The organism is Bradyrhizobium sp. CAR08, from assembly GCF_052871955.1.
Genome location: NZ_JBIXJX010000059.1, coordinates 1 through 3,561, shown reverse-complemented (window position 1 = coordinate 3,561; position 3,561 = coordinate 1). Strand labels below are relative to the sequence as shown.

Sequence of the window (3,561 nt, the reverse complement as noted above, 5' to 3'; positions counted from 1 at the left end):
GTCGCGCCGTCATCCACGTCGCTGTCGTTGGTCGCCACAGAGCCCGTGATGGTGCTGTCTTCCAGACCGCTGTTGGTGTCGGCAACCGCAACCGGCGTGTCGTTGGTGCCGGTCAGCGTGATCGTCACGGTCTGGGTGGCCGTTGAGCCATGACCATCATTGACAGTAACGACAAAGCTCTCGGTCACGCTCTGGCCCGCAGCGAGGTGCTGCGCGGCCACGTTGTCAAGGTTGTAGTGCCACTGCACCGACCCGTTGGCGGCATTTGCCGCCTCGCTCACCGGACCAAGCGAGAAGGTGCCGAGCGCAGTCGTGTTGGCTGGCGCAACGACGAATGTGGCGGTATGCCCGTCGCTTAGATCCACGTCAGTGAAGCTGACCGTGCCGGCTGCGGTCAGAGAATCCGACGGGTCCGGCGTCGCCGGGGCATCCTCGACCACTGTGCCGGCCTGAACACCAGAGGTGACGCTAACGACGTCATTCGCACCAGCTATGGTGATGGCGACGTCCTGAGTGACCGTCGAGCCTTGGCCGTCGCTCACTGTCACGGCGTAGTGCTCGACCACGCTCTGGCCCGCAGCGAGGTATTGCGCGGCCGCGTTGTTCAAGTTGTAGTGCCACTGCACCGAGCCGCTAGCAGTGTTGGCGCCCTCGCTCACCGTATCAAGCGAGAAGGTGCCGAGCGCGGAGGTGTTGGCTGGCGCGGCGACAAACGTCGCGGTATGCCCGTCGCTCAGATCCACGTCGGTAAAGCTGATGGTGCCGGCCGTCGTCAGGGAATCCGACGGATCCGGAGTCGCCGGGGCGTCCTCCACCACCGAGCCGCTCTGGACACCCGAGGTGATCGACACGATGTCGTTGGTGCCGGTGGTCGTGACCGTCACCGTCTGGGTGGCTGTCGAGCCGTGGCCATCATTGATCGTCACCACGAAGCTCTCGGTCACGCTCTGGCCCTCGGCGAGGTACTGCGCAGCCGCGCTGTTCAAGGCGTAGTGCCACTGCACCGACCCGTTGGCAGCATTGGCCGCCTCGCTCACCGGATCGAGCGAGAACGTGCCGAGCGCGGTAGTGTTGCCGGCCCCGGCGACAAACGTCGCGGTATGCCCATCGCTCAGATCTACGTCGTTAAAGCTGATGCTCCCGGCCGTAGCCAGGGAATCCGACAGACTTGGCGTCGACGGGGCGTCCTCCACCACCGCGCCGCTCTGGACACCCGAGGTGATCGACACGATGTCGTTGGTGCCGGTGATCGTGACCGTCACCGTCTGGGTGGCTGTCGAGCCGTGACCATCATTGATCGTCACCACGAAACTCTCGGCGACGGTTTGGCCTGCAGCGAGGTACTGCGCAGCCGCGTTGTTCAAATTGTAGTGCCACTGCACCGCGCCGTTGGCGGCATTGGGCGCCTCGTTGACAGGGTCGAGCGAGAAAGTGCCGAGTGAAGTGGTGTTAGAAGAAGCTGCTGCGAACGAGGCCGAATGCGTGTCGTTGAGATCGGCGTCGTTGAAACTGATAGTGCCGGCCGCGCTCTGCGAATCCGAGACATCGGGTGTGGCATTCGCGTCTTCGACCACCGAACCGCTCTGCGGACTCGATGTGATGAAGACCGAGTCGTTTGCCCCATTGAACTGGAGTGTCACGGTCGCCCAACTGAGCGTGCCATTGCCCAGCTGGATCGCGTAGGTGAACGTGTCAGTCAGCGTTTGCCCGGTCGCCAGCGCCTGAAGCTGAACGTTGATGTCGCCCTTGTCGTAATGAACGGTGCCGTCCGCTTCGATCCAGATGCGTGCACCGAGGGCGCTGCGGTCACCGGTTGCGGCCATTCCGGCGGCATCGCTGCTGTACGCTACATCTTTGACCAGTAAGTCCGCTGGTGCGTAGTTTTTGGTGGACGCGGAGGAGCTCATTCCATCGTCCAGGGAGAACAGCGTCTTGGCCGCGCCCCCAAGATCATTTGCCAGCACGTTCAAGATGAGAATGTTGCTGGCGTCTTCCGCAAACGAGAAAATGTCCGTGTTGGCTTGCGGAGTATTGCCGAACGAAACCGTGCTGCCGCCGCCCGTTGCCTGCGTCGCCATAGCTTAAATCCTCTGGATGATGCGCCGTCCGCATTCGCGGACCGGCACAAATTGCACAATGGCGCGGGGATGATCGGCCGTTGCCTTGCCTATGCTGCTGAAGAAAGATGCCGAGCTACTCAGCATCCCTATCGTCCTGCTCAGCGCTTCGTGCCGCTCAAGCCTGTTTAGGGCTAGAGCCGCTCCGAGCTTGCGAGCGAATGTCGTGTGCACGGTCGAGCGCCCGACAGCTGCCATGTTTGCAAACCGCAAACTTGGCTGGATCGAAAAATCGAAAATTGACGGAGAAGAATTCGAAATTTCCCGCGCCCGAGTGAACATTGCTACAAAATGCGTGCACGTCATTCGCAACCTCGCCTGCCAATGCAGAGCAGAGAGCGTCGCCGCAAAATCAATTCACGCAAATTGGTAACGCTCGCTCGAACGGCGATAGGTCCGCCGACCGCAGCTCCATCAACTGCTGCCAAGTTACGCGAAAGATCTAGCGGTATCCCCCTTGCCCATCGTGGCCAGTGCTTGGCCGCCACGTTTGGCAATTATTGATTTTGCAATATTCGCCACTTCAGAAGCGACCACCGTGGCCAAGAAGCGTCACGATCATCCACTCCCCGATTAAATCGAGCCTATTTTAAATTAAAGCGCCAGTCTATTTATTTATTTATACGCCGCATTTAATGATTAATGCATGAAAATCAAGAAGAAGGAGGCTCTTGCGCCACTCCTTGCGAGGCGACCCCGGAATTTTACGGCTTTTACCCTGATGCACTCCGTCCGCGAGATGGTCATTGCTTCGCGTAGATCGACAGTCGCAGGGAGCCAACTGGAGCCAAACTCAGCCCTATCTGCGAAGACGAGGCATGAAAGCAACAGCCTCGCAATGCGTCGCGCGTGATTATTAACTTACGCACCCGACGCGCTCCAGGTCCGCCCGCCGTGACGCGGCGAATTTGGCTTTCGGCGAATTTGGCTTTCAATGTGATGCTGGTCATCCTCATGGAGGGCGGCAGCCGTCATTGTCGCCGGGGGCCCACGTTCCAGAGTGTGAGACCATCGGCGGGACTCAAGGGTGGCGCGCTCCTAGAGCGAGGCGCGTAGCCAGACCGCTGACGCAACCCAACTGCTGGGTTATCGCTCAGTAGCCGACGCACGTGCCCTGGAGGGCGGCGAGGAGTCCTCGGCTGGGATTTCTGACATTGCGATGCTCGCGCATGAAGCTTCGCATCTCGTGCTGCCGTCCCGTGCAGTCTCGTTCGCTTTACCGCGCAGCGGGGGTCGGCGAGCAAGCATTCGAAATCCATGTGAAGCTTAAACCGAAAGCAGTTCCCGGTCGGCTTACAAATGGAACCAAATTGACCGCCATTAAATGAGAAATTTGATTATGTCATATAATCATGATGACTCCATCGCAAAAACGAAAAATATGTTGGGGGAAAACATGGGAGGTTGAAATGGAAGCTGCCCGCCGCCTGCGTGCAATGGCGCT

Annotated in this window: 1 protein-coding gene; it reads right to left on the bottom strand. The window is 59.6% G+C overall.

The genetic code is table 11. From position 1 onward, the window contains the following. Positions 1–2,078, bottom strand: a 2,078-nt coding sequence (locus ACIPUD_RS39590) for a VCBS domain-containing protein (RefSeq protein ID WP_446482967.1), incomplete at its 3' end; no start/stop codon positions are given. Between the last annotated feature and the right edge of the window lie 1,483 nt (positions 2,079–3,561).